The following is an 18,635-nucleotide window of genomic DNA, read 5'->3' as shown; positions in this document are numbered from 1 at the left end:
GTTCACTCGGCCGCCACAAGGCTGTCGCCGGCCGGCATGGCCGGTTCGCGCCACGGGATGACCGCGCCAAGCTGTTCCGCGGCCGCAAGTCCGGACTTCAGGCCGTCCTCGTGAAAGCCGTAGCCGGTCCATGCGCCGGCATACCAGGTGTTGCGAACGCCCTGAAGCGCAGGCAGCGCCTGCTGGGCGGCAAGTGCTGCCGCATCGAACTGCGGATGCGCATAGCTGTATTCGCCAAACAGGGTTCCGGGCTTCGGCTCGCGCGGCGGATTGAGCGACACGAACAGGGGCGTGCGCGCATCGATGCCCTGGAGCTTGTTCATCCAGTAGGTCACGGCGACATCGGAAGACCCGTCGTCGCGGCTGTCGCGCAGGTAGTTCCAGGCCGCCCAGGCCTGCCGGCGGCGTGGCATCAGGCTTTGGTCTCGATGCAGCAGCACGCGGTTGTCGCGGTAGCCGACGGCCGAAAGGACCGAAGTTTCGGCTGGCGACGGATCCGCCAGCATGGCAAGCGCCTGGTCGGAATGGGTGGCTATGACCACGGCATCGTAGCGTTCGGCCCCGCGGGCGGAAGCGATTCGAACGCCGCCGTCTTCGCGATGGATCGAGACGACCGGTTCGCCAAGACGGATGCGGCCGGCAAGCGGGGCCAGCAGCTTCTCCAGATAGGTGCGTGCACCGCCCTTGACCGTGCGCCAGAGGGGACGCTCGAAATCGATCAGGCGATGGTTCTCGAAGAAGGTGATGAAGGTCTGCGCGGGAAAGTCCAGCATGCGGATGCGCGGTGTCGACCAGATCGCGGCGGCCATGGGTATCAGGTAATCGTCGACGAAGCGGTCTGAAAAACCGCGCAGCTTGAGATAGTTGCCGATGCTGATGCCGGTGAGCAACCCGGCTGCCTTGTCTTCGCGGCACTGCCGGTTGAAGCGCAGGATCTCGCGCAGCATCCACAGGAAGGGTACCGAAACGACATTGCGGCGCTGGGCGAACACCTGGGTCAGCGACGAACCGCACCATTCCAGCCGCCCGTTGTCGAGAGACAGTGCGAAACCCATGTCGCTTTCCACCGTTTCGACATTGAGATGGCGGAAGAGGGCCGTCAGGTTCGGGTAGTTCAACTCGTTGTAGACGATGAAGCCGGTATCGACGCTGATCGGCGTGCCGTCATAGTCGATGTCGACGGTGGCGGTATGGCCACCGGCGCGCGCGTCCGCCTCGTACAGCGTCACCTCGGCGCTGCTTGAAAGCGCCCATGCTGCCGAAGCCCCGGAAATTCCGGATCCGATCACCGCAATGCGCCGCCCCCGCGGCAACGTGAATTCCGTCTTGTGAATGGTCATGCTTCTCCCCGCATGGTCTTGTAGGCTTCAAGGGCGCTGTCGCGGGCCTGCTGGTGATCGACCAGCGGCACCGGATAAGTCTTGCCGAGCGTCACGCCGGCCTTTTCCAGAACCGGTCGCCCCGCTTGCCAGGGCTTGTGGATCCTGTCGGCGGGCATCGCCGCGAGTTCGGGCACGAAGCGGCGCACATAGTCGCCCTTCGTGTCGAACTTCTCGCCCTGCAGCACAGGATTGAAGATCCGGAAATAAGGTGCGGCATCGGCGCCGGAGCCGGCGACCCATTGCCAGCTTGCCGGATTGCTGGCCGGATCCGCATCGACCAGCGTGTCCCAGAACCATTGTTCCCCGTGGCGCCAGTGCACGCGCAGATGCTTGATAAGAAACGAGGCGGCGGCCATGCGCACGCGGTTGTGCATCCAGCCGGTCTGCCAGAGCTGGCGCATGCCCGCGTCGACGACCGGATAGCCGGTCTCGCCCTTCTGCCATGCCTCCAGCCGGTCGCCGATCGGCCCCCAGGGAAAGGCATCGAAATCGCTGTTGAAGTTCTTCGTGGCCAGGTCCGGGTTGTGGAACAGGAGGTGGTAGCTGAACTCGCGCCAGCCCACTTCCTTGCGGAAATGCTCGATGTCCTTTGCGCGCGCATCGATCTGCGCCCGGTCCTCGATGGCCTGGAAGATCTGCCACGGCGTGATTTCCCCGTGCGCGAGATAAGGCGAAAGGCGGGAGGTGCTTTCGATGTCCGGCCGGTCGCGCTCGTCGCGATAGCCCTTGATCGCGCCATCCAGGAAATCGGCGAGCAGGCCGTGCGCATGGTCCTCGCCGGGCTTCCAGGTCTCGCGCAGGCCGCCGGCCCAGTCGGGCTTCACCGGCAGCAGCCCCCAGTCGTCGAGGTTTTCCGAGGTCACCTTGCCGTCGTAAGGGCGCAGTTCACGCGGCGCGCTTGCAGGGCGCTGAAGCCGGAAGCCGGCGATGAAAGCGCGCCAGAAAGGCGAATAGACCTTGTAGTAACCGCCGGAGCCGGTCTTCATCTGCCATGGTTCGTGGAGCAGCGCACCGGCGAAGCTCTCCGCGTGCAGCCCGCGTTCCTTCAGCGATGACTTGAGTTCGGAATCGGCCTCCATGCCGCCCGGATCGTAGCGCCGGTTCCACAGCACCATGTCGGCGCCGGTTTCCTCGATGAGCGATTCCACCACGTCGCGCTGGATACCCGAACGCATGGACAGCCGCGATCCCGCCTTCTCCAGCGAAGTACCAAGCGACACGAGCGAATGGTGTAGCCACCACAGCCATGCCGCCCCCGGCGCGCGAAAGCGTTGTCCGCCTGTCTCGCGGATGTAGACGGGCACGACAGGCTTGCCGCTTCGCGCGGCCGCATCGAGCGCCGCATTGCCGACCAGCCGCAGGTCGTTGCGGAAGAGGACGAGAACAGGGCGGGCGGGATCGGTATCGTGCTTGAAGTCCATGAACTGCGTCTGGTCAGGGTGTCCGGCGTTCCCGTCCGGTGCGGATGGGCTCTCAGATGCTCGTTACGTGACGAATCGCCGGCCGGTTTCGTCGCGCCGGAAAAAATTCTTGTCTTTCACACATTTGTCAGCGCGGTCCCGCGATCGTGCCGCCGCGGGCACAAAACACCCGTCCAGACCGGGCGCACATGCGCCAGCGGCTGTTCATTCATCTGACATGCTGTCTGGAAAAATTTGGCTCCCCGGGCCGGATTCGAACCAGCGACCAACCGGTTAACAGAGGGTTTCCAGTGCTACAAGGCGGTATGTGCTGCAACGCATTGAGACAATCAACTTGCTGAAAAATCGACAAAAAACTGTTCATTGCGATTCGTTCTGTCGCATCGCATATCGACAAAGCGCATGTTCTGGCGTACCTATTTCCGCACCTATTTAGAACCGGTTGCCCGCTGGGCAGAAAAAACCGGTTTCTTTTTCGGAAAGGGCGCGACATGCCGACCACGGAATTGACCGACCGCTTCTGCCAATCTGCAAAGGCGCCAGGTGGCAAGCAGATCGACTACTTCGACACGCTAGTGAAGGGACTTTGCCTTCGCGTCTCTCCGGCTGGCACGCGAGCGTGGAACCTCGTCTATACCAAGCCGGGAAGCGGCAAGCGTGCCCGTATGAAGTTGGGCCGGTATGGGGAAATGACGCTTAGTGAGGCGAGGGCGGCGGCTAGAAATGCGCGCGCCAACATCGGGGAGGGCACCGACCCTATTCAGGAGAAAAAAGAGCAAGCCGCATCGCAAACCGTGGCCGACCTCGTGGAGAACTACGTCAAACGTCACGCTGCGACAAAGCGCAGCGGGGACGAGATTGCGCGACGCCTTCGCAAGAACATCTCGCAGATGATAGGGGCCATCAAGCTGACAGACCTGCACCGGCGCGACCTGACAAGGTGCATCGATGCCGTGAAGGATCGCGACGCTCCGGTTGAGGCTAATCGGCTCTTCGAAGATATGCGCGCGATGGTGCGGTGGGCGAGGGGGCGAGGCGACCTTGACGAAAACCTTGTCGAAGGGATGCGGCGACCGGCGGACGTCGAAGCCCGTGAACGCTATTTGACCGTCGCCGAAATCAAGACCATGTGGTCCGCACTGCCCGAAACGGATATGCGGGAATCGACCCGACGCATAATTCGCCTATGCCTTGTCACCGGTCAGCGTGTCGGAGAAATCACCGGCATGACCCGCGATGAAGTTGATCTAGATGCTGCCGTCTGGACCATACCGGGCAGTCGGGCAAAGAACGGGCGCGAGCATGTGGTGCCGTTGTCGGATATGGCAGTCGCCATCCTTCGCGAGCAAATCGAAGACGTGGAGGCATTGGCAGAACGAAAAGACCGTGTGGTCCCGACATGGGTGTTTCCCGGACCCGGCTTTCGTGCCGCTGTCACCGGGGCATCTGTGCCGAAGGCCATCAAGCGGCTGGAAAAAGACAGTGCCGTCATGGGCATAGAGCCTTGGACCCCGCACGATCTACGAAGGACCGCAGCGACGCATATGGAGGAAATCGGCATCAGCCCGTTTATCGTCGGGCACGTGCTCAATCACGTCAGCGTCACAAAGGCCAGCATTACCAGCCGCGTCTATGCCCGATATACCTACGACAAGGAAAAGCGCGAGGCGCTGGACCTATGGGCAGATCGGCTCACCGTCATAATCGAGGGGCAGGGGGCCGTCGTGCCGATGCGTCGGGAGATGGCTTGATGGGGCGGACGAAAACGACGAGAGGCAACGGCATCACGGCTGAGGAAATCGTCAAATACGATGGAGAAGATATTGCGCAGGCGTTGAAACAGTTTTGTGATGATTGGAATGCAGCAATTGACGAAGGCGGTGGAGACTTTGGCGCCGTAACGCTGTCGGCAATGAGAGGATTTCGAATCATCGTGAAGCAGGAGGGGAAGGGGCCTCATGTCCGGGATAGCATCCCTTGGTTCGCGCAACAGATCGTTCAGCTTCACAATATCGCCAAGGCTGAGATAGCTCGCGGCAACGCCGATTCTGCTGCTCGTTTCGCTTATGAGATGGGTGTGTTGGTGGAGCGAGTCCGCATGAAGTCCGGTTGGGAACCTGCTGCCCTTACCGGACAAAAGGTTCGCCATGAAACGCCGGGTGCAATCCGCGGCGGTCGGCAAAAGGGGCAGACCCTTGCTCGTGATGTTGCGCTAGCAAAGGAATTTCTGGCACGACGCTCACGTTCACGACTGTCCGACACGGCCTTGAAAGCATCGCTCGGTGCCGACCATGGCCTAAGCCGCAGCGCGTCAATCGACGCAGTTAATCGCGGCCTCAAGAAAGTGTCCGGCTAACCGGCGAAACCGGACGGCACATGAATGAAGTTCCTCGCATCGGAAACAGACGCAAGGAACCTTCATGGAACAGATTGCTGAACTGGTCGATGAGACCATGGCCTGCAAGATCATCGGCGGAACCGAAACGCCTATTCATCGCTCGACCCTATGGCGCGGCATCAACGCTGGCCGCTTCCCCAAGCCCCTGAAAATCGGACCTGGCACGAACCGCTGGCGGGTTAGCGAACTGGTCGCATTCATCGAGCGGGCCGCTGCCGAACGCGATGAGGTGGCGGCATGAGCGGCCTCGATCACGAGAGCACGGTGCAAATCGACGAGGCGGCCCGCTGGTTGGCTCGCCTGCCGAACCGGGAACGGAAAGCCCTTTCTCCCATCGTTCCGGCGTTGAAGGCCCGTTTCGGCTTCACGGCGGGCGAGGCTTGCGCAGCGATCCGCGAAGCGAACCTTATTCAGGGGAGGGCGCCTTGATGCTAGCACCTCCCGACAAAAAACCGGCTTCCGGGGCAACGGAAACCGGTTCTGTTGTGCGGTCAAAGCGGGGCCGTCTTGACCGTAGGAACAATAACAAGCCGACCGCGAAAACGCAACGCGAAAGCCCGCAAGCGGCATGGCGCAAGCGAAATCCTAAGGCAGCTTGGGCGCACTCTTGCCTTCAATCGGCGCTGCGGCGTGGCCTTATCGAAAAGGGGCCTTGTGAAGTCTGCGGCTCGCTCGAAGTCGATGGTCATCACGATAATTACGACGAACCCGGAAAGGTTCGCTGGCTCTGCCGCAAGCACCACAAGGAACACCACAAGGCTGAACAGGAGCAGCGGAAGGGGGGCGGCCATGGCTAGCCGTCTCTTTTCGAAGGTTTCCCCGGCAATCTGGTCTTCGCCACGGTTCCGCAAGGTCTCAGCAGGGGCGCAAATATCGCTGTTTTACCTCATGACCAACGCCCACGTTGATAGCACGGGATGTTACCGCTTGCCGGTGGGCTATGCCTGCGCAGACACCGGCCAGGACGCGGACACATGGCAGCGGCACATTGGCGAACTCTGCGAAGCCGATTTGATCCTGGTCGATGAGGCGGCGGAATATGTCCTCATTCGGCGTTGGTTCAAGCACAACCCGCCGATGAGCCTTGACCACCTGACCGGCACAAAACGGCGCGTTGCCGAAATCGAAAGCGATCCACTGCGGGAAGCCTGCGAGGAAGAACTAGCGCAGGCGGAAGCCGAATTGCTGGCCCGTCTCGAAGCCAAGGCAAAGGACAAGCCAAGGGGCAATCCTCCTTCAAAGCGGAATGTTTCCGACCTTGTGACAGGTGCAGGCAGGCATCTGATGGAGACAGGCTACATGGGAGGGCGTGGCCGATGAGACACCCTGCCCACACCCTCCGCACACCATGCCGACACAGTGACATGACACCCACCCTACACGGTGTGGACACCCTGGGGACTTACCAAGACCTAGACCTATACCAATACCGGAGACCGGCGCGAACTCGCAAACGGTGCTGCTGTTATCAACGCGGCAAGGGGCTTGGGAAAAGGGAGCCAAGCGGGACTGTTTCGTCCCGTGCTTCCCCGCCAATACAACTCAAACCGAAAGTGCAGGATTGGAACGGCAACCCCTCAAGGGGAGGGCCTATCAATTCCTTGCGTTCCATCAGACGGAAACCGGTGTCGGCCCATGACGATGGCGCTAACACAGGAAATCCGCTCGCGCGCGCAGGGAGGGAGGGGTGTCCTGTTCCTTGGCGGCGGCCATAAGGAAACCGGTGGCGGAACACAAAAACCATAAACCGTTACGGAAAACTTTCCATGTTAACCAATCGAGAAAGGCGGGCCGATGACTGACCGCACTGCACTTTCCCTTGCTGCCTCTCCTGACCTCGCCACCCTCCGCGCGGAACTGGATCGGGCCTTGGACGAAATCGAGAAAGATCGCCTTCCCGTTGACCAGCTTGGCCCGGAACTCGTCCGCCTGGGCGTCGGCGTCTCCCTGCCGTTCACCGGCCTTCCTGAAACCATGATGGCGCTGCATGGCCTGCTGCATCAACTTGCCAACGCTTTCCCCGAAGACTGGCAGATCGCGAAAGCGCGGATGAGGTGCAGGGGACAGGCATGATGGCTTGCATTCTCGGCCAATTTGTTCTATATTTGTTCTGTCTTCGCGGGCATGTGGCTGATGGCCTTTCGCTCCGCTCGGCCCTTTCGCTGGCAATGTCGATGACAAGCGCAGCGGTTGAACCTCCAGGAAACAACTGGCGGCGACCGATTGCGTTTGCACGTCCCGCCTACCGAAAAGGAACAAACCAATGACGGTTTCTCTCTCCCGTGAACAGCAGCGCGCCATGCGCAAGCACGCGATGGCCTCGCTGCGGAAACTCAACTTCTCCGATCTTGAGCGGATCGAATTGCACCGGCTCGACTGGTCCGACCTGAACGCTCGCGCAAAGGCGGTGAAGCTGGAAGCGCGCGCCATGGCTGACCGCATTTCAGACGACCTCGACAAATCCGAGGCGGCCGAAATCGAAGCGGCGTATGACGGCCTTACGGAAATCCTTGACGCGATCGAGGATGAGAAAGACAAGCGCTCCGAACTCGGCAATCGCGGCCCGCGTGAACATGGCGGCGACCTTCGACGCCCTGGTGGCGCCTATGCGGAAGCGCGCGGCGCTGACGATGGGCGGACGTTTACGCCGGATTTGATCGACGTGGCGTCCACTGGGCTGACTCGCGAAATGCGCATGGCTGACCATGTGCGCAAGCTGGCGGTTCCGCGCCATGAAGGCTTGACGCCCGGCGCTTATCTGCGGGCGATGTTCACGGGCGCGAAGACCGACGCCGAACACCGCGCGTTGTCGGAAGGCACAAATTCCGCCGGCGGTTTCACTGTCCCCGACATTCTGTCCTCGCAGTTCATAGACGCGGCCCGGAAGGCTGCCACGGTGTTTCGCGCAGGCGCGATCACGGTGCCGCTTTCCTCCGACAACTTGGCAATTGCCAAGGTGGCGACAGACCCGGTTCCGGCTTGGCGTAACGAGAATGCGGCGGTTGCGGAAAGCGATCCGACGTTTGCCCAGGTGACGTTCACGCCTCGCAGTCTGGCGGTTCTGGTAAAAGTCTCACGTGAAGTCCTGATGGACTCCATCAACATGGAAACGCTCTTGCCGTCGATCATGGCCTCGGCCATGGCGGTGGAACTGGACCGCGTGGCCCTGTTCGGATCGGGCAGCGCACCGGAGCCGAAGGGCATCGTGAACATTACGGGCGTCGAGGAAGTCGCGCACGACGATACGCTGGACAGCTATACGCCGCTGATCTCGGCCCGTACGAAGGTGAAGACCAACAATCACCCGGATGTGACGGCCTACATCATGCACCCGCGTGACGAAGGTGTGTTGGCTTCGCTTGCGGCGACGGACGGACAACCGCTCATGGTTCCACCTGCCATCGCAAATATTCCGATGCTGGCAAGCACCTCGGTGCCGACTGACGAAGGTTCGTCTTCGCCGCCGAACGAAAGTTCGATCATTACGGGCGACTTCTCGAAGCTGATGATTGGCATTCGCCATGAAATCCAGATTGAAGTTCTCCGCGAACTGTATGCCGGGAACGGCCAGATCGGTTTCATCGCACATCTGCGGGCTGACGTTGCAGCGACGTATGAAAATGCGTTCTGCAAGATCACCGGCATAACCCCGGCATAACGAATAGCGCGCGGTTTCCGCACAGTCCCCGCGCGCTTCGGACCGGGAGGGTTTTCCTTGATCTACCTCCCGGTCCGCCTTTCGCGGCCTGTCGAGCACACTTTCTAATTCGTGGCGGAAACACAGGCGAACCGTCGCGAACTGACCGGCAGGTTTTGGCCGTGAAGCCTGACGGTCCTCACATTATTCAGATTCAAAGGATGAAATCGCTGGCATCGATCCCGAGGCCGGTGCCGCGCAGCTCAATACGGAAGTCAGCCGCGCCATCTCCGTTCACATCGCCCTCGATGAAGGTCAGGCCGGCATTTTCGTAAGACCGAACCTGGCCGGCTGCGCCGGTGAAGAAGGAGCCGACATAGGTGAAGGCTTGGTCGCCGGTGATGCCCGTGTTCGCGTCAAGCGCGGAGAGGTCGAACCTGTCGAGACCGTTCTGGAAATCCTGGATACGGTCGCGAACCCCGAACAGGAGCCCGGAATCGGAAAGCGAAAGGTATACGAACGTGTCGGCGTGGTTGCCGCCACAAAGGATGTCACGACCTTCGCGACCCCGCAGCGTGTCATTGCCGTTGTTACCGAGAATAATGTCGTTTCCAGCTCCGCCGTCGATCAGGTTGACTTGGGCGGAGCCGTAGAGACGGTCGTTGAAATTGGAACCGACAAGGTTCTCGAAGCCGGAGATCGTGTCGCCGGTCGCGTCCCCGCCAGTCGCCGTGTTTCCGCCGAGAAATACCTGGACCGCAGCACCGGAATCCGCGTAGCTCAGTGTGTCGAAGCCGGCCCCGCCGGACAGGACGTCCGCCCCCGCGCCGCCCCGGATCGTGTCGTTACCGCCTCCGCCCAGCAGCGTGTCGTTGCCGCCGGCGCCAATGAGCGTGTTATGGTTCGCGTCGCCAGCCAGCGTATCGCCATGTGCCGAACCGGTCAGGTTCTCGATGGACGTCAGCGTATCCCAGGTCGCATGCCCCCCCCAGGCGCCGCCAGTCGCAAGGTTGATGTTCACGCCCGCATTCGAACCGGTATAGGCCGCCGTGTCGATGCCCGTGCCGCCATTGAGCGTATCACCCCCCTCGCCGCCGACGAGGATGTCGTTTCCGCCATTGCCATAGATGAAATCGGTTCCGGCGCCGCCGTAGAGAATGTCATTTCCACCGCTGGCGATGCCGAAATTGTTGCCCCAGTCACCGTATAGGGCATCGTTGCCATCACCGCCGTAGATAACGTCGTCGCCTCCCGACAGCGTGCCGCTGTTATTCCAGACATCGCCACAGATGGTATCGTCGTTGCCTAGGCCATAGAGCGTGTCATCGCCGCCGAAGATTCGTGCTCCGACGTCGAAGATCGCTTCGCCGTCGCCGTAGATCGTATCCATGTTCTGGGTCGCGGAGATCACGTCGTTGCCGCCCGAGACAAAGCTTGCGGCCCCGGTGACGGTGACGAAATCACCGTAGGCATAGATAGAGTGTGTCGCTAGTTCCAATGCCGTGATCGTGTCATCGCCGCCGATCAGCGTGCTGTCGGTCACATAGGCGACATCCCCGTGCGCATGTGCGATCGGATCTGCCGGCAGGCTGGTTGCCTGGATGATCGTATCATCGCCGCCGATAACGGTTGAACCGTTTTGCATCCCCGCACCGTCACCGCCGATGATGTCGTAGAAATTGTTGAACGTATCATCGCCGCCGATCACGTTAGCGCCATCGGCGTTGTAGAAATCGCCATAATAGAACTGGTTGCCGCCATTGCCGCCGCTGAAGGTGTCATTGGTGCCCCATTCGAAATCGCCAGGGAAAAGGTTCGGCACACCCCCGCCGAAAGCAGACCCGCCGAATGTGGTGTTTGCATTGGTGAGGATCGTGTTTTCGCCGTCGAGCACCACGGCCCAGAAATCGTTGCTTTCATTGACGCCGTCATTGTTGGCCAACTGGATCAGCGGGACCGATATGCCGGTGATGACGATGTCCGGCGTGGCGGGGCTGTCGTTGTTGACGTCAATGGTAATCGAGGTGATCGTTCCGGCGGTTGGCGTGATGATTTCGTTGATCTCGAAAACCGTTATCCCTGTGCCAATGGCCGTGACCACGTGGCCGGATGTGGTCTGCCATCTGTAGAAGGTTGAACTGTGGCTGACATAGTTCGCGAAATCCGCCGAATAGTCGGAATAGAAGTTGTACTGGTTCAGTTGGTTGGTGAGATTGATGATTGCCATTGTCTCTCTCCCTGTCCGGTTCGGATCGTCGTGTGATCCTCAAGTATCCCACGTTGGGCTTGCCGGCCTCCCGGACCATAAACGTCCGTTCATTGAAGCTCGGATATCGAATATATTTTAGCTTCAAACGAAACCGCCGGAATTGACCGATGTCATTCGCCGGCATCCGGTCGACGGAGCATCAAGACAGGATCAGATGCCTTGCCATGGGCACTGGGAAGAGAGCCCAGAAGCAGGTATCTAATGGCCTGCGGCCCATGCGCGACGTACGAACCAACAGTGTCCTCATGGCTGTTGGGGCTGAAGGCTTGTCTTTCAATAGCCAACACGGCGTCGGCGCGGCTGTCGCAGACGCCTGACGGCGCGCCCTTTACCCACGAAAACCACTGCCATCGCTGGCCGTCCTGGTGCCGGTAAATCCGGCCCACGTCCACGCCGTCGCGTTCAAATACAAAGTCGTAAGGCTTGTCAGGCCAGGTCCGTTTCCAAGGCATGGTGGGCAGTATGCGTCTAGTGCAATGAACGTGGACAAACCGCTTGCCGGATTTTTGTCAGGCGCTCGCCTATGCGCACTTCAACTGCGGCCAATCCGGCGTCATCCAGCGGCTTTTCCATCACGACGACACCAAACCCTTGTACGGCATCAAGCGCGGCCTGACGGGCCTGTGTGGCGTCCTCAATGCCCACCGCGACCGGAAACGATCCGTCGCCGTCCTCAACGATGAAAAGCCAGCCTTTGGACATTCGGAAACCCGCCTGCTTGCGCCACGAAGACGATAGGCACAGCCGGTTAAGATAGAGACCTAAACAAGGAAAGGGCGATGCCGGTGGAAATGGTGGGGCGGCGCTCCAGGTCATCGGCGCAAAGAGTCCAGCGAGTCGACCAACAATGCCAATGAGACGCGCAACCGGTTCTGTGATGCCTGCCGGAAACCGCGCAGGCGGGCAGGGGCGGCATCGGGCAATGAAAAGCCTAGCAAACCACGTTTGCGTACCTATAGCGTACCTATTGGTTATTAGTGCCTATTGAGCGTCTTGCTAAGTCTTTGAAAAATTTGGCTCCCCGGGCCGGATTCGAACCAGCGACCAACCGGTTAACAGCCGGTTGCTCTACCACTGAGCTACCGGGGAAAGCCTGCTCGCGTTGGAGTGCTGCGCCTATAGCAAACCGGATTCGGTTTTGCCAAGGCGCAAAATCAAAAAAAATGTCCTGCGCCGTTTGTGGAGGGTCGCCAGCCACCTACATGCCGGCCAGCGGAGCCGGAAAGCATTTACCGCGTTATGATGTGATGAAGCGCGAAAGGCGAAGGCAGGACGGCATGCAGAGCGACAGGAAAACGGCAGGACCACGCATGCACCTGTTCGGCCGGACGTATCATCTGCCGCAATCGGCGATCGTGCGCCGCGTGATCGGCATTGGCCTGGTCCTGTTCGGTTTTCTCGGCTTTCTTCCGGTTCTCGGCTTCTGGATGATTCCGCTCGGTCTTCTTGTCCTCAGTCACGATTCGCCCTGGATCAGGCGCTGGCGGCGGCGCGCAACCGTGAAGATGGGCCGTCGCAACGGCAATGGCAAACCGCGCGGCCCCTCGTCGCGCTAGCTTGCCGTCCGCCCGCAATGGCCCTGCCGCCAGCCATTTCGGTGTCGGCGCCGCGCAACACCGGCCCTGCAATCGCGCTGAATGATTGCCAGCGTGCCGCAGGTGTCGATTTCCCTCTTGCGAGCCACGCCCTGACGGTCTATTCGGTTCGCGCTGTCGCACCGGTCTGTCCGGTGTGCGGCGGGAAAGCGGCGTCCGCTCCGGCGGGCATCATGTGTGGCGGCCTCGTGGCGGAGTGGTTACGCAGAGGACTGCAAATCCTTGCACCCCGGTTCGATTCCGGGCGAGGCCTCCAACATGCTTTCTCATTGGCGCGCGGGCTGGACGTTTGCTGCAACCGGTCACGGACAACAGGGCCGGGTCCGGTATTGCGCACCGCCATCGCGCACGCGAAAGCAGATGGGACGGTGACATGACTTCGGATTTCTCGCTCCTTCGCCGGCACATGGTGGACAGCCAGCTTCGCACGACCAGCGTCTCGGCGCTCGATGTGCTGGAAGCCTTCCTGTCTGTTCCGCGTGAAGAATTCGTTCCGGCGCGCAAGCGGGAACTGGCCTATATCGACGAGGATATCGAGGTTTCAGCCGGCCGTTACCTCATGGAGCCTTCTCCCCTTGCCAGGCTTGTTCAACTGGCCGGTGTCAGGCCGGACGACGTGGTCCTCGATGTCGGTTGCGCGACGGGCTACTCGGCAGCGATCCTCTCGCGCCTTGCATCCTCGGTGATCGCCACGGAACCGGACGAGGACCTGGCGGCCAGGGCCAGCGATACGCTTGCCGAACTCGGCTATGACAATGTCGTCGTCCTCAACCGGCCCCTTCGCGAGGGTTGCGCGCAGGAAGCGCCCTATGACGTGATCCTGATTGATGGCGCGGTGGACGAAGTGCCGCAGGCAATCCGCGACCAGTTGCGCGACGGCGGACGCCTCGTTGCGGTCGAAGGCACCGGCAACGCAGGCGTGGCCAAGGTTTATGTGCGCGACGGAGATATCGTCTCCGGCCGCCGCGCCTTCAACTGTTCCGTTCGCATGCTCCCCGGTTTCGAGCCGAAGGCGCAATTTCAGTTTTGACATTGCGGTGCAAATGCGGTGTCCTTGCACACGGCATGGACGGCATTGTCGCCCGGTGGGGCCGGGACCGGGAAGATAGGGCGAAGCACCGATTGTAGACTGGAAGGTGAAGTTGTGACGCGTTTGTCCAGCACTCTGAAGGCAGTTCTTGCTGTCCTACCTCTTGTTTTGCCTGCGGGTTCCGCATCCGCGGAGACCATCATGGGCGCATTGCAGAAGGCCTATGCGAACAATTCGCAGCTCAATTCCGACCGGGCCGGCGTGCGCATCCAGGACGAGGGCGTGGCGATCGCCAAGTCCGGCTACCGCCCGGTGATCAGCGGCATCGGTACGCTCAACTACAGCTACAGCGGCTTGAGTGGCGGCACGCGCCTGTCCACCGGCAGTTTCGGAATTTCGATCTCGCAGACCCTTTTCGACGGGTTCCAGACGCGCAACTCGGTGAACGCCGCCGAAGCGCGTGTCCTGGCGGCGCGCGAGAACCTGCGCAATTCCGGCCAGAACGTCTTCTTCGACGCGGCCGCCGCCTACATGGATGTCATGCGCGACCGCCAGATCGCGGTGCTTCGCCAGCGCAATCTCGAGTTCCTCGAGGAACAGGTGCGCGCGGCACGCTCACGCTTCGAGGTGGGCGAAGGGACGCGCACCGACGTGGCACAGGCCGAGGCCAGCCGTTCGGCTGCGCGCGCCCAGCTTTCCGCTGCCCAGGCCCAGGCGCGGGCCAGCGAGGCGACCTATCGCGAAATCATTGGCGAGGAACCGGGCGACCTCAAGGGCGCCGGTCCGCTCGACAAGCTGCTGCCGCCGTCGCTTGAGAGCGTGCTGGCGCGCGCCGAGGCGAACCATCCGGCCATCCAGGCCAACAAATACCTGGCTGACGCCGCCAATTACGTGGTGAAGGCGAACGAAGGCGCTTTCCTGCCGCAGGTATCGGCCGAGGCCAGCCTCGGACAGAATTATCGCCATTCGGTCTCGCGCCAGATCTCGCCGCTCATCCCGACGCACAACTACCAGGAATACAGTTCCGGCAGCGTCGGCGTGACGGTCCGGGTGCCGATCTACCAGGGCGGCCGCGCCTCGGCCACGGTGCGCCAGTCCAAGGAACAGCTTGGCCAGGCGCAGATCAACATCGACGTGGTGCGCGATCAGCTTCGCCAGAATGCGACGGCGGCCTGGCACCAGTACATGGCGGCAAAGACGGCGCTCTCCGCCAACAAGGACCTCGTGAACGCCGCCCGGCTTGCCCTCAACGGGGTGATCGAGGAGCGCAATGTCGGCCAGCGTACGACACTGGACGTGCTGAACGCCCAGGCCGATGTCATCACGGCGCAGTTGACCCTGCTGCAGGCCGAACGCGATCTCGTCGTCGCCAGTTATGCCATCCTCTCGTCCACCGGTGACCTTTCGGTGCGCAAGCTCAATCTCCAGGTTGCCGAGTACAAGCCCGAGGAGCATTACGAGGCCGTCAAGGACAAGTGGTTCGGTCTGAGAACACCGGACGGCCGCTAGGTTCCACCAGCCGGGCGTTCGGACAAAGCCGCCGTGAGGCGGCTTTTTTCGTTGTCGCCCCACCCGTTCGCCGGCGCGGAAACGAAAACCTGTTGGCAAACCGGGGCTTCCCTTGCACGGGGATTCTCATTTGCCGGAGCGTCGTCTACGCTGTTGGTTGATTCGAGGCCGGAACGGGCTCCGGCGGGGAAAGTACCAGGCAAAGGCGGCGAACAGGCGATGGCACAGGCAGGCAGCGCGCAACGCGAACCCTCCATGGAGGAAATTCTCGCCTCCATTCGCAAGATCATTGAGGAAACAGAGCATACACGCGAGGAAACGCCGGCCGCGATGCCTCAGTCTCAGGGTGCCGGGGCTGAGAGCGGTGACGCTTCGGCGTCTGCCGCCGAGGCGCCTGCGCCTCGTGAAGCCGACATTTCGGCGTTCCGGCAGGCGATCGCCGATATCGGAGATGACGCCGGCGCGGCAGCGCAGGACCGGCCCGTGGATGACGGTGGCAGCCTGACACTAGCCGAGGTGCAGCGGCGCCTGGCGCGGGAAGGGCAGGCCGGCGCCGAACCCATGTCCTCCGACGCAGCCGGGAGCGCCGGCGACTTCGATTTCATCGACGACATGACCCCGGCTCTTGCGGCCGATGACGAACCGGAATTGCAGGAAGAGGCCATGCATCCGGCGGAGGCCGGACCCCGCGCGCCGGCAGCGGACAGTCACGCCGCCGGTGACCGCCAGGCTTCGGGTGAGGCGGTGCCGCGTTCCTCCGCTTCGGCAACAAGGCCGGCCCCGGCGCCGCGTCCCGCGCTTTTGTCCCCGAATGTCGGGCGCCAGGTCGCGGGCTCCTTCGATGAACTCAAGGAAGCCTTCATGGCGTCGCGCCAGAAGAGCTTCGACGAGATGGCGCAGGAAATGCTGCGTCCAATGCTGCAGGATTGGCTCGACAACAACCTCCCTGTCCTCGTGGAACGGTTGGTCCGCGAGGAAATCGAGCGGATCGCGCGCGGCTGACAGCGGCACCGCCCCGGACCGGGATACGGGGCGAATGTCTCTGCCGGCGGCCGTTTTGCCGGCCTCGCGTCGGGAATGTCGCACCGCCGCCGCTTGCCAATTCGCTATCAAGGGTAGATGCTCCTCTTGGGTTACGCGCACGGAGGAGACAAGGCATGACGCGTTTCTGGATGATGCTGATGGTCATGGCGGGACTGGTTTTCACGCTGCCCGCCAACGCCATGAGCCTGGGTTTTTCCTGGGGCCCGACGAAGAAGTGCTTTGACAGCAAGTCCCCGCCGATGAAGCTGTCGGGTGTGCCGAAGGGCACTGCCAAGCTGCGCTTCCGCATGGTCGATCTGGACAAGCCGGATTATCCCCATGGCGGCGGAACGGTGAAATGGTCAGGTGGCACCAACGGTGCGCTGCCCTATGGCGCGTTCCGCTACAAGGGGCCGTGCCCTCCGAACCCGCACACCTACCGGTTCACCGTCGACGCACTTGACGCCAGCGGCAAGAAGCTCGGCACGGCGCAAGCCAGCCGCCGCTTCCCGTAAGAGCATCCGCCGGCGCTGGCGATTGAAACCGCCGCGCGGTTGACTTGGCGCGAGCGTTCGGATTTACCAGCCGTCACGTTAATCCGATGCTCCAGCAGGTTATTCATGCTTGACAAGACCTATGACGCGGCGGCCATCGAGCCCCGGATCGCGACGAAGTGGGATGAGGCCGATGCGTTTCGCGCGGGCGCGGGTGCCGGCCAGGGCGCGGAGACGTTCTGCATCGTGATCCCGCCGCCCAATGTTACCGGTTCGCTGCACATGGGCCATGCGCTCAACAACACGCTCCAGGACATTCTCGTCCGCTTCGAGCGGATGCGTGGCAAGGACGTGCTCTGGCAACCCGGCATGGACCATGCAGGTATTGCCACGCAGATGGTCGTCGAGCGCCAGCTTGCCGAACGCGGGGAACCCCATCGACGCGACATGGGGCGCGAGGCCTTTATCGACAGGGTCTGGCAGTGGAAAGACGAATCCGGTGGCATGATCTTCAACCAGCTCAAAAGGCTGGGAGCCTCCTGCGACTGGGCGCGCGAACGCTTCACCATGGACGATGGCCTCTCGAAGGCCGTTCTCGAAGTCTTCGTGACGCTTTACAAGGAAGAGCTGATCTACAAGGACAAGCGCCTCGTCAACTGGGATCCGAAGCTTCTGACGGCGATTTCCGACCTTGAGGTCGAACAGGTCGAGACAAAGGGCAACCTTTGGCATTTCCGCTATCCGCTGGCCGATGGCGCCACCTACGAACATCCCTACAACCTCGACGAGGAGGGCAACCGCATCGGCTGGAAGCCGTCCGATGGCGAGCCGGCCGGTTACGAGACGCGCGATTACCTCGTGGTCGCCACCACGCGGCCCGAAACCATGCTCGGCGACACCGGCGTGGCGGTCCATCCGGATGATCCGCGCTACAAGGATCTCGTCGGCAAGCACGTGATCCTGCCGCTTGTCGGCCGGCGTATTCCCATCGTTGCCGACGAATACCCGGACCCGGAAGCCGGCACCGGCGCTGTGAAGATGACGCCCGCCCACGACTTCAACGATTTCGACGTTGGCAAGCGCCACCACTTGCCGGCCATCAACATCCTGACCGTCGATGCGCGCATCACGCTCAAGGAAAACGATGATTTCCTGGAAGGCCTGCAACAGGAAGGCAAGCTGCTGCAGACACTTGAGGACCTGGACGGGCTCGACCGGTTCGAGGCCCGCAAGGTCGTCGTCGCCAAGATGGATGAACTGGGCCTGCTGGCCGCTGTCGAGCCGCATGTGCACATGGTGCCCCATGGCGATCGCGGCGGGGTGCCCATCGAGCCCTACCTGACCGACCAGTGGTATGTGAACGCCGCCGAACTGGCCAAGCCAGCCATTGCGTCCGTGCGCGAGGGCAGAACGAAATTCGTCCCGAAGAACTGGGAAAAGACCTATTTCGACTGGATGGAGAACATCCAGCCCTGGTGCATTTCGCGGCAATTGTGGTGGGGACACCAGATCCCCGCCTGGTACGGACCCGACGGCCAGGTCTTCGTGGAAAAGGATGAGGAAACGGCACTTGAGGCCGCCATCCAGCATTACATCTCCCATGAAGGGCCCTGGAAGGCCTGGGTCGAGGAAAAACTCGAAAACTTCAGGCCCGGCGAAATCCTCGAGCGCGACGAGGATGTCCTGGATACCTGGTTTTCGTCCGCCCTGTGGCCGTTTTCCACGCTTGGCTGGCCGGACAAGACGCCCGAACTGAAGAAGTACTACCAGACCGACGTGCTGGTGACGGGCTTCGACATCATCTTCTTCTGGGTTGCCCGGATGATGATGATGGGCCTGCATTTCATGGACGAGGAGCCGTTCCAAACGGTCTACGT

General features: G+C 61.6%; 17 protein-coding genes and 2 tRNA genes. 14 read left to right on the top strand and 5 right to left on the bottom strand.

All coding sequences use genetic code 11. From position 1 onward, the window contains the following. Nucleotides 1–2: 2 nt before the first annotated feature. Together ACLB6G_RS05765 and ACLB6G_RS05760 are read right to left on the bottom strand one after the other, a co-directional pair. Nucleotides 3–1,340, bottom strand: coding sequence for an NAD(P)/FAD-dependent oxidoreductase (locus tag ACLB6G_RS05765; RefSeq protein WP_410355194.1), 1,338 nt, complete (start codon nucleotides 1,338–1,340; stop codon nucleotides 3–5). Next, entirely contained in the window at nucleotides 1,337–2,803 is a 1,467-nt protein-coding gene (locus tag ACLB6G_RS05760) for a cryptochrome/photolyase family protein (RefSeq protein ID WP_410355193.1), read from the bottom strand. The genes ACLB6G_RS05765 and ACLB6G_RS05760 overlap by 4 nt, the downstream gene beginning before the upstream one ends. A 491-nt stretch (nucleotides 2,804–3,294) precedes the next feature. Between ACLB6G_RS05760 and ACLB6G_RS05755 the strand changes: the two genes are divergently transcribed. From ACLB6G_RS05755 to ACLB6G_RS05725, 7 genes are all read left to right on the top strand, one after another. After that, nucleotides 3,295–4,554, top strand: a complete 1,260-nt coding sequence (locus ACLB6G_RS05755) for a tyrosine-type recombinase/integrase (protein ID WP_410355192.1) — start codon at nucleotides 3,295–3,297, stop codon at nucleotides 4,552–4,554. After that, complete coding sequence (locus ACLB6G_RS05750) at nucleotides 4,554–5,159, top strand: hypothetical protein (protein WP_410355191.1); 606 nt, start codon at nucleotides 4,554–4,556, stop codon at nucleotides 5,157–5,159. Before ACLB6G_RS05755 ends, ACLB6G_RS05750 begins: the two co-directional genes overlap by 1 nt. Nucleotides 5,160–5,223: 64 nt before the next feature. After that, nucleotides 5,224–5,442 (top strand): helix-turn-helix transcriptional regulator, encoded by a 219-nt coding sequence (locus ACLB6G_RS05745; RefSeq protein ID WP_410355190.1) that lies wholly within the window; start codon nucleotides 5,224–5,226, stop codon nucleotides 5,440–5,442. Beyond that, nucleotides 5,439–5,630, top strand: coding sequence for a hypothetical protein (locus ACLB6G_RS05740; protein ID WP_410355189.1), 192 nt, complete (start codon nucleotides 5,439–5,441; stop codon nucleotides 5,628–5,630). Before ACLB6G_RS05745 ends, ACLB6G_RS05740 begins: the two co-directional genes overlap by 4 nt. A gap of 360 nt (nucleotides 5,631–5,990) precedes the next feature. Beyond that, nucleotides 5,991–6,521, top strand: a complete 531-nt coding sequence (locus tag ACLB6G_RS05735) for a hypothetical protein (RefSeq protein WP_410355188.1) — start codon at nucleotides 5,991–5,993, stop codon at nucleotides 6,519–6,521. A 474-nt stretch (nucleotides 6,522–6,995) separates the two neighbouring features. Then, a complete protein-coding gene (locus ACLB6G_RS05730; protein WP_410355187.1) occupies nucleotides 6,996–7,274 on the top strand; it encodes a hypothetical protein in 279 nt (92 codons plus the stop codon). 190 nt (nucleotides 7,275–7,464) lie between these two features. Then, nucleotides 7,465–8,859 carry a phage major capsid protein gene (locus ACLB6G_RS05725; RefSeq protein ID WP_410355186.1) on the top strand — a complete coding sequence of 465 codons (1,395 nt, stop codon included), beginning with the start codon at nucleotides 7,465–7,467 and terminating at the stop codon, nucleotides 8,857–8,859. 193 nt (nucleotides 8,860–9,052) lie between these two features. Here ACLB6G_RS05725 and ACLB6G_RS05720 read toward each other — a convergent pair whose 3' ends face one another. The 3 genes from ACLB6G_RS05720 to ACLB6G_RS05710 form a co-directional block, all read right to left on the bottom strand. Next, a complete protein-coding gene (locus ACLB6G_RS05720; protein WP_410355185.1) occupies nucleotides 9,053–11,065 on the bottom strand; it encodes a calcium-binding protein in 2,013 nt (670 codons plus the stop codon). A gap of 510 nt (nucleotides 11,066–11,575) precedes the next feature. Beyond that, a complete protein-coding gene (locus tag ACLB6G_RS05715) occupies nucleotides 11,576–11,809 on the bottom strand; it encodes a hypothetical protein (protein ID WP_410355184.1) in 234 nt (77 codons plus the stop codon). Between the two features lie 312 nt (nucleotides 11,810–12,121). Next, a tRNA-Asn gene (locus ACLB6G_RS05710) sits at nucleotides 12,122–12,196 on the bottom strand. Nucleotides 12,197–12,417: 221 nt separating this feature from the next. Here ACLB6G_RS05710 and ACLB6G_RS05705 point away from each other — a divergent pair. The 7 genes from ACLB6G_RS05705 to ACLB6G_RS05675 all read left to right on the top strand — a co-directional run. Continuing rightward, a complete protein-coding gene (locus ACLB6G_RS05705) occupies nucleotides 12,418–12,663 on the top strand; it encodes a hypothetical protein (RefSeq protein WP_410355183.1) in 246 nt (81 codons plus the stop codon). A gap of 221 nt (nucleotides 12,664–12,884) precedes the next feature. Beyond that, nucleotides 12,885–12,958 (top strand) — tRNA-Cys (locus ACLB6G_RS05700). Nucleotides 12,959–13,075: 117 nt separating this feature from the next. Next, nucleotides 13,076–13,732 (top strand): protein-L-isoaspartate O-methyltransferase family protein, encoded by a 657-nt coding sequence (locus ACLB6G_RS05695; RefSeq protein WP_410355182.1) that lies wholly within the window; start codon nucleotides 13,076–13,078, stop codon nucleotides 13,730–13,732. A 114-nt stretch (nucleotides 13,733–13,846) separates the two neighbouring features. Then, nucleotides 13,847–15,241, top strand: a complete 1,395-nt coding sequence (locus tag ACLB6G_RS05690; protein WP_410355181.1) for a TolC family outer membrane protein — start codon at nucleotides 13,847–13,849, stop codon at nucleotides 15,239–15,241. Between the two features lie 219 nt (nucleotides 15,242–15,460). Further along, entirely contained in the window at nucleotides 15,461–16,243 is a 783-nt protein-coding gene (locus ACLB6G_RS05685) for a PopZ family protein (protein ID WP_410355180.1), read from the top strand. A gap of 155 nt (nucleotides 16,244–16,398) precedes the next feature. Next, entirely contained in the window at nucleotides 16,399–16,779 is a 381-nt protein-coding gene (locus ACLB6G_RS05680; RefSeq protein WP_410355179.1) for a YbhB/YbcL family Raf kinase inhibitor-like protein, read from the top strand. A 105-nt stretch (nucleotides 16,780–16,884) separates the two neighbouring features. Further along, nucleotides 16,885–18,635, top strand: a 1,751-nt coding sequence (locus ACLB6G_RS05675) for a valine--tRNA ligase (RefSeq protein WP_410355178.1), incomplete at its 3' end; no start/stop codon positions are given.

It is taken from the genome of Zhengella sedimenti (assembly GCF_046506625.1).
GTDB lineage: Bacteria > Pseudomonadota > Alphaproteobacteria > Rhizobiales > Rhizobiaceae > Zhengella > Zhengella sedimenti.
This window is presented reverse-complemented; position numbering and strand designations above follow the sequence as displayed.

Excerpts from the sequence above, each read along its gene's own strand:
- ACLB6G_RS05765 (WP_410355194.1), bottom strand. The coding sequence starts at position 1,340 with ATGACCATTCACAAGACGGAATTCACGTTGCCGCGGGGGCGGCGCATT.
- ACLB6G_RS05760 (WP_410355193.1), bottom strand. The coding sequence starts at position 2,803 with ATGGACTTCAAGCACGATACCGATCCCGCCCGCCCTGTTCTCGTCCTC.
- ACLB6G_RS05755 (WP_410355192.1), top strand. The coding sequence starts at position 3,295 with ATGCCGACCACGGAATTGACCGACCGCTTCTGCCAATCTGCAAAGGCG.
- ACLB6G_RS05750 (WP_410355191.1), top strand. The coding sequence starts at position 4,554 with ATGGGGCGGACGAAAACGACGAGAGGCAACGGCATCACGGCTGAGGAA.
- ACLB6G_RS05745 (WP_410355190.1), top strand. The coding sequence starts at position 5,224 with ATGGAACAGATTGCTGAACTGGTCGATGAGACCATGGCCTGCAAGATC.
- ACLB6G_RS05740 (WP_410355189.1), top strand. The coding sequence starts at position 5,439 with ATGAGCGGCCTCGATCACGAGAGCACGGTGCAAATCGACGAGGCGGCC.
- ACLB6G_RS05735 (WP_410355188.1), top strand. The coding sequence starts at position 5,991 with ATGGCTAGCCGTCTCTTTTCGAAGGTTTCCCCGGCAATCTGGTCTTCG.
- ACLB6G_RS05730 (WP_410355187.1), top strand. The coding sequence starts at position 6,996 with ATGACTGACCGCACTGCACTTTCCCTTGCTGCCTCTCCTGACCTCGCC.
- ACLB6G_RS05725 (WP_410355186.1), top strand. The coding sequence starts at position 7,465 with ATGACGGTTTCTCTCTCCCGTGAACAGCAGCGCGCCATGCGCAAGCAC.
- ACLB6G_RS05720 (WP_410355185.1), bottom strand. The coding sequence starts at position 11,065 with ATGGCAATCATCAATCTCACCAACCAACTGAACCAGTACAACTTCTAT.
- ACLB6G_RS05715 (WP_410355184.1), bottom strand. The coding sequence starts at position 11,809 with ATGTCCAAAGGCTGGCTTTTCATCGTTGAGGACGGCGACGGATCGTTT.
- ACLB6G_RS05705 (WP_410355183.1), top strand. The coding sequence starts at position 12,418 with ATGCACCTGTTCGGCCGGACGTATCATCTGCCGCAATCGGCGATCGTG.
- ACLB6G_RS05695 (WP_410355182.1), top strand. The coding sequence starts at position 13,076 with ATGACTTCGGATTTCTCGCTCCTTCGCCGGCACATGGTGGACAGCCAG.
- ACLB6G_RS05685 (WP_410355180.1), top strand. The coding sequence starts at position 15,461 with ATGGCACAGGCAGGCAGCGCGCAACGCGAACCCTCCATGGAGGAAATT.
- ACLB6G_RS05680 (WP_410355179.1), top strand. The coding sequence starts at position 16,399 with ATGACGCGTTTCTGGATGATGCTGATGGTCATGGCGGGACTGGTTTTC.